Origin of the sequence: Ramlibacter sp. (assembly GCF_035706265.1) — a bacterium.
GTDB lineage: Bacteria > Pseudomonadota > Gammaproteobacteria > Burkholderiales > Burkholderiaceae_C > Ramlibacter.
Window position 1 is genome coordinate 1 of record NZ_DASSVG010000316.1, and the last position, 6,438, is coordinate 6,438.

Here is a 6,438-nt window from a genome sequence, read left to right on the forward strand (position 1 = left end):
CGCCGTGGATGGCGATCTGGCCGGGGGTCTCGATCTTCCTGCTGGTGCTGTCGTTCAATCTGCTGGGGGATGGCTTGCGGGATGCGCTGGATCCGCGGCAGCGGTGAAGCGCTGGGCTTCGCGCTGTCGCGCTCAGCACCATGTATGGACGCCCCCAGCTTGTCAAGCGATGAGTGGGCGATGGACCATAGGATCGAGTGCAGCCATGTATCCGGACTCTGATCGGGCATTTGGAGCGCCCGGGTCCCTGATGGATTTACGCTGACCGGCGCCTCAATCAGCCTATCGAGCTCGCAGCTCTGGGCGCTTTGCGGGTTGGTGCCGGTCACGGTCCGACCTGGGGTGCCATCACTTTCGTCATTCGCCTGAGCAATCGATAGGGGTGCTCCTATGGATGTGGTTGAAGGGGTTGGCGCCTTGGTGCCGGGGTCAAGGGCGGGCGAAGCCCGGCGAAGCGCACCCTTGAGGCGGGCACCAAGGCGCAGACGCTGCGAGCGGGTCGGAAGCGGCGCAATGCCGCTTCGGACCTGCGAGACAAGCGGCGTGTGTCATGCGACAAGCTCCCGGTGTGCATTGGCGTGGTGATGCGGATCGAAATCACATTCGCGCTGCAGCAGCGCCCAGGCGGTGCGCGCATTCTTGTTGGCCAGCGCGACCGCCGCCACGTTGGGGCCGCGGCGCTTGACGAGCTCGGTCAACCAGCTCCAGCGGGCATCGGGTAGGGGCTGCCGCAGCACGGCCTTCACGACCGAGCGCGCCCCGTGAATCATCAAGGTGCGCAGGTAGACGTCGCCGTGCTTGCTGATGCCCAGCAACACCTGCTTGCCGCCGCTGGAATGCTGCCGTGGCACCACGCCCATCCAACTGCTGACCTGGCGGCCGTTGGCGAAGTTGCGCGCATCGCCGACCTTGGCCACAAACGCCGTCGCAGACAGCGGGCCGATGCCCGGAATGCCCTCCAGGCGGCGACAGGTGGGGGTATTGCGACTGGCCTGGCGGATCTGCGCCTCGAACTCGCTGACCTGGGCATCGAGCTGGCGCAGTTGCTCATGCAGGCGCTGCAGCAACTGCCTGGCTTGCGCGGGTAGCTCATTGCCGGCGTCCTCGATCACGTCGGGCAGTTGCTGCATGAAGGACTTGAAGCCCGGGGGCAGCACCACTCCGAATTCGGCCAGCTCGCCACGGATTTCGTTCGACTTGGCGTTGCGCGCCTTCAGGCAGCCGCGCCTGGCGTTGTGCAGCATCAGGATCGTCTGCTGCTCCACCGTCTTGATCGCCACGAAGCGCATGTTGGGCCGACCCACGGCCTCGCAGATGCCCTCCGCATCCACAGCATCGTTCTTGTGCGTCTTCACGTACGGCTTGACGTACTGAGGCGGGATCAACTTGACCGTGTGTCCCAGCTCCTGCAGCTTGCGCGCCCAATAATGCGCTCCGCCGCAGGCCTCCATGCCGACCAGACAGGCAGGCAAGGTCGCGAAGAACGCCAGCACCTGATTTCGCTTGAGCTTCTTGCCCAAGACCTTGCGGCCGGTCTCATCAACACCGTGGACCTGGAAAACGCTCTTTGCCAAGTCAAGGCCAACGCGGGTAATCTCCATGACGGACGCTCCTTTCCACGTTAAGTGGCTTGATAACCCTTTCCACTTTGGCACCTCAGATGCCGTAGAGGAAGGGGGCGTCCATCCCATTAGCCTACGAGATGCCTCGGAGACGCACGCTACGCGCGTCCACCCATCGACCGCGCGGTCGGGAACGGATACGCCGGCTGGGGCTGCCGCGACGCCGCCGGTGCTTCGCGAAGCGGCGCGCTGCGGATCCCGCGGCCGAGGGGCGTGTAGCGCAGCACCCGGCTCAGGCCTTCGCGCCCGCTGGCCGCGCGCGCAACCAGCGCGCTGGCGGCCAAACCCCCGGCGGTGCGCACGGCCCACGAGCGGTGCTTGCGGGTGAACTGCCAGAGCGCTACGCCCAGCCCCAGCACCAGCCAGTGCTCGCCCGGAAAGCCCGGGCGCGCGGCGTCGGCCGCCTTGATCTTCTCCAGCGTGGAGCGCTCGTCCCGGAGTTCGGGTGGCACCTGTTCCAGTGGCATGGGCGGGCTGGCCTCGGCCAGCGTCGGGGTCAGGTCGGTCGGCTGTTGCATGCTTCTCTCCGGAGGATCGTCTCCGGCGAGCATCGCGCCTGCCGCGGCCGCGGCACGTAGGAAAGCGGCTGAACCTCGCCCTCAGAAATCGTCGCCGCCGCTGGCCAGGTTCTCGAACTTCGTCAGCTGCTTCAGGAAGGCCAGCTTCACCGTCCCGGTGGGGCCGTTCCGCTGCTTGGAGATGATCACTTCAGAGACGCCGGGCTCCTTGGAGTCCTTGTTGTAGTAGTCGTCGCGGTAGATGAACATGATCACGTCGGCGTCCTGCTCGATGGCGCCGGACTCGCGCAGGTCCGACATCATGGGGCGCTTGTCGGTGCGCTGCTCCACCGCGCGCGAGAGCTGCGACAGCGCGATCACCGGGCAGCCGAGCTCCTTGGCCAGCATCTTCAGGCCGCGCGAGATCTCGCCCACGGCCGTGGCGCGGTTCTCGTCGCTCATGCTGCCCGACACGCTCATGAGCTGCAGGTAGTCGACCACGATCAGGCCCAGCTTGCCGCCGCACTGGCGCGCGAGGCGCCGGGCGTTGGCGCGCAGTTCGCTGACCGTGAGGCCGGGAGTCTCGTCGATGTGCAGCTGGATGTTGCGCAGCTTCTCGATCGCTTCCGTCAGGCGCGGCCATTCGTCGTCGGTGAGCTTGCCGGTGCGCAGGTGGCCCTGGTCGATGCGGCCGATGGAGCCGACGATACGCACGGCCAGCTGCGCCGCGCCCATTTCCATCGAGAACACGGCCACCGGCAGGCCCTCGTTGAGTGCCACGTGCTCGGCGATGTTGATCGCCAGCGAGGTCTTGCCCATGGAGGGACGCGCCGCCAGGATGATCAGGTCGCCGGCCTGCATGCCGGAGGTCATGCGGTCGAAGTCGTAGAAGCCGGTGGGCACGCCCGTGATGTCGTTCGGGTTGTCCGCCATCTCCTGGACGCGATCCAGCAGCTGCACCACCAGGCCTTCCATGCTCTGGAAGCCCTGCTTGGAGCGCGAACCCTCCTCGCCGATGTGGAAGATCTTCTGCTCCGCCTCGTCGAGGATCTTCTCCACCGGCTTGCCCTGCGGGTTGAAGGCGGCGGTGGCGATCTCGTCGCTCGCGCTCACCAGCTTGCGCAGGATGGAGCGCTCGCGCACGATCTCCGCGTAGCGGCGGATGTTGGCGGCGCTCGGGACGTACTGCGCCAGCGAGTTGAGGTAGGGCAGCCCGCCGATCTCCTCCGCCTTGCCCAGGCTCTGGAGCTGCTCGTAGGCCGTGATCACGTCGGCCGGCTTGTTGCCGTTGATCAGGCCGCTGACCGCGGTGAAGATCAGCTTGTGCTCGTGGCGGTAGAAGTCGGATTCGGTGAGCAGGTCGCCCACGCGGTCCCAGGCGCCGTTGTCCAGCAGCAGGCCGCCGAGCACGCTCGACTCCGCCTCGATCGAATGGGGCGGGATGCGCAGCTGCGCGACCTGGCGGTCACGCTCGCGCGGAAAGTCGTCTTCGACGGGGCTCAGGACAGCGGACATCAATCACTCACTCCTCGTGCGATTGTCCCGCCGCCCCTGTAAGGATGTCCAGTGACAACTCTGGGGGATTGCTGTGGACAACGTCTCGGAAGCTGTGCATGGAGGAATATCCGGACAGCCGGACGCAAAGGACGCGAAAGATACGCAAAGGACGCAAAGAAGACATTCCGTCCACGGCTGTTCTTTTGCGTCCTTCGCGTACCCTTTGCGCCCTTTGCGTCCGGAAGTTCGAGACGAAAAAGCCGCCCGAAGGCGGCTTTTCGCGGCAGGCAGCGAAGGCTTACGCCGTCTCGCCGTAGACCGTGACGTTGATCTCGACGACCACGTCGGTGTGCAGCGCCACGTTGACGTGGCTGTCGCCCACCATCTTGATCGGGCCGGTGGGCATGCGCACCTGCGACTTCTGCACCGGGAAGCCCATCTTGGTGAGCTCCTCGGCGATGTCGTGGTTGGTGACCGAGCCGAACAGGCGGCCGTCGACGCCGGCCTTCTGGGTCAGCTTGACGGTCTGGCCGGCCAGCTTCTCGCCGGTGGCTTGCGCCTCGGCCAGCTTGGCGGCGGCCTGCTTCTCCAGGTCGGCGCGCTTGGCCTCGAATTCGGCCTTGTTCGCCTCCGTGGCGCGGCGGGCGCGGCCCTGGGGGATCAGGAAGTTGCGGGCGTAGCCCTCACGCACCTTCACGATCTCGCCCAGGTTGCCCAGGTTGACGACTTTCTCGAGCAGGATGACTTGCATGGCTACTTCCTCAGATGCGGTGCTGGTCGGAGTACGGCAGCAGCGCCAGGAAGCGCGCGCGCTTGATGGCGGTGTTCAGCTGGCGCTGGTAGATCGCGCGGGTGCCGGTCAGGCGCGCCGGGATGATCTTGCCGTTCTCGGAGATGAAGTCGCGCAGGGTGTCGATGTCCTTGTAGTCGATCTCCTCGACACCGGCGACGGTGAAGCGGCAGAAGCGCTTGCGCTTGAACAGCAGCGACTGGGTGTTGCGCTTCGGACGCTTGTCCTTGTTGAACTTCTTGAACGTGGCCATGGTTTGGCTCCTAGGAAACTGGGTCTGGCTGGAATGACTGGATGTGCAACACCGGGTGCTTGCCGCCGCGGAATGCGGCGAGGAAGCCCGTGAACCGGAATCCGCTGCCGATCGCCTGCCTGGCAAGCGTCTCGGCATCCGCCCCGAAGGCCACCGCGCGGATCTCCACCTTCACCTGCCTGCGGGCCCCGGCTTCCAGGGCTTCGGACTCGTGTTCGAGCCGCAGGTCGAGGGCGGGCACTCCGGCGGGGGTGTAGCGCAGGGCCTTGGCCTCCGCGATACGGGCGCTCAGGATCGTCTGGTTCACACCCGGCGAGTCGCCGCCGAAATTACGACTGGAACTCCGCCTGTTGCGCCTTGCGGGCTTCCTCGCGCTCCACGGTCTTCATCATGGAGGACGGGCCCGTCTCGGCCTTCTTCTTCACCACCGTCAGGTGGCGCAGCACGGCGTCGTTGAAGCGGAAGGCGTGCTCGAGCTCGCTCATCACCGCCTGGTCGGCCTCGATGTTGATGCACAGGAAGTGCGCCTTGGCGAGCTTGTTGATCTGGTAGGCCAGCTGGCGGCGGCCCCAGTCTTCCACACGATGCACCTTGCCGTTGCCGGCGGTGATCATGCCCTTGTAGCGCTCCAGCATGGCCGGAACCTGTTCGCTCTGGTCCGGGTGGATCAGCAGCACGATTTCATAGTGACGCATGGGTTCTCCTTGTGGACTCGCCGCGTGGTCGCGCGGCGATACGGAAACTGGCCGCCTCCGGCGTCATGACGGGGTGCGGCAAGGGGAAAAGCCCATGATTATAGCCCGGATGGGCCCGGGCTGCCCGACGGGAGGTCGGACCTCCTGCGACCGCTGCGCTTCACAAGGAGAAAAGCCCGCACGCGGCGGGCTTTCCGTTGCAACGCCGCGTGCGGCTCAGTCGCGGGCGTAGATGTCCACGTCCTTGGTTTCGCGGATGAACAGCATGCCGACGATGAAGGTCATCGACGCGATCACGACGGGGTACCAGAGGCCGTAGAAGATGTCGCCGGTGGCCGCGACCATGGCGAAGGCGGTGGTCGGCAGCAGGCCGCCGAACCAGCCGTTGCCGATGTGGTACGGCAGGCTCATCGAGGTGTAGCGGATGCGGGTCGGGAACAGTTCGACCAGCATGGCCGCGATCGGGCCGTACACCATCGTCACCAGGATCACCAGGAACACCAGGATGGCCAGCACGGTGCCGGTGTTCATCTTCGCCTTGTCGGCCGGGGCCGTCAGGCCGGCGGCCTTGGCCGTCTCGCCGACCTGCTTCTTGAAGTCGGCCAGGGACTTGGCGGATTCGGCGGAGAAGCCGTGGCGCTCGGCGTTCAGCGTGAGGCTCGGCGCGGCCATGACCTTGCCGCCGATGCTGATGGTGGCCGGCGTGCCGGCCGGCGCGGCCACGTTCTCGTAGGGAATGTAGGCCTGCGTCAGCGCGCGCTTGGCGACGTCGCACGAGGAGGTGAAGTCGATCTCGCGGGCGATCGGGCTGCCCTGGAAGGAGCACTGCTTCGGATCGGCCGTGATGGTGACCTTGGTGGCCTGCTGCGCGGCGACCAGCGCGGGGTTGGCGGCCTTCAGCAGCATCGGGAACACGGCGAAGTAGGTCACCGCGGCGATCAGGCAACCGGCCATGATGATGGGCTTGCGGCCGATCTTGTCCGAGAGCGCGCCGAACACGATGAAGAAGGGCGTGCCGATCAGCAGCGAGGCGGCGATCAGCAGGTTGGCCGTGGTGGCGTCCACCTTGGCGATCGTGGTCAGG

Annotated in this window: 8 protein-coding genes and 1 pseudogene; 1 reads left to right on the forward strand and 8 read right to left on the reverse strand. The window is 66.2% G+C overall.

The features are described from left to right. Positions 1-107 (forward strand): annotated as a pseudogene (locus VFM98_RS11385) (ABC transporter permease); the annotation flags it as partial. Positions 108-548: 441 nt separating this feature from the next. On the opposite strand, the gene VFM98_RS11390 reads toward VFM98_RS11385, so the two are convergent. The 8 genes from VFM98_RS11390 to VFM98_RS11425 all read right to left on the reverse strand — a co-directional run. Continuing rightward, a complete protein-coding gene (locus VFM98_RS11390; protein ID WP_325110035.1) occupies positions 549-1,601 on the reverse strand; it encodes an IS110 family transposase in 1,053 nt (350 codons plus the stop codon). A gap of 119 nt (positions 1,602-1,720) precedes the next feature. Next, positions 1,721-2,140 (reverse strand): hypothetical protein, encoded by a 420-nt coding sequence (locus tag VFM98_RS11395; RefSeq protein WP_325110036.1) that lies wholly within the window; start codon positions 2,138-2,140, stop codon positions 1,721-1,723. Between the two features lie 81 nt (positions 2,141-2,221). Beyond that, a complete protein-coding gene (gene dnaB / locus VFM98_RS11400) occupies positions 2,222-3,634 on the reverse strand; it encodes a replicative DNA helicase (RefSeq protein ID WP_325110037.1) in 1,413 nt (470 codons plus the stop codon). 280 nt (positions 3,635-3,914) lie between these two features. Continuing rightward, positions 3,915-4,367 (reverse strand): 50S ribosomal protein L9, encoded by a 453-nt coding sequence (gene rplI / locus VFM98_RS11405; protein WP_325110038.1) that lies wholly within the window; start codon positions 4,365-4,367, stop codon positions 3,915-3,917. A gap of 10 nt (positions 4,368-4,377) precedes the next feature. Continuing rightward, complete coding sequence (gene rpsR / locus VFM98_RS11410; RefSeq protein ID WP_169420325.1) at positions 4,378-4,659, reverse strand: 30S ribosomal protein S18; 282 nt, start codon at positions 4,657-4,659, stop codon at positions 4,378-4,380. 10 nt (positions 4,660-4,669) lie between these two features. Beyond that, the gene (priB, locus tag VFM98_RS11415; RefSeq protein WP_325110039.1) at positions 4,670-4,966 is read right to left on the reverse strand and encodes a primosomal replication protein N; all 297 of its coding nucleotides are present in this window, start codon (positions 4,964-4,966) and stop codon (positions 4,670-4,672) included. 22 nt (positions 4,967-4,988) lie between these two features. Continuing rightward, complete coding sequence (rpsF, locus tag VFM98_RS11420; RefSeq protein ID WP_325110040.1) at positions 4,989-5,354, reverse strand: 30S ribosomal protein S6; 366 nt, start codon at positions 5,352-5,354, stop codon at positions 4,989-4,991. Positions 5,355-5,570: 216 nt separating this feature from the next. Then, positions 5,571-6,438, reverse strand: an 868-nt coding sequence (locus VFM98_RS11425) for an MFS transporter (protein ID WP_325110041.1), incomplete at its 5' end; no start/stop codon positions are given.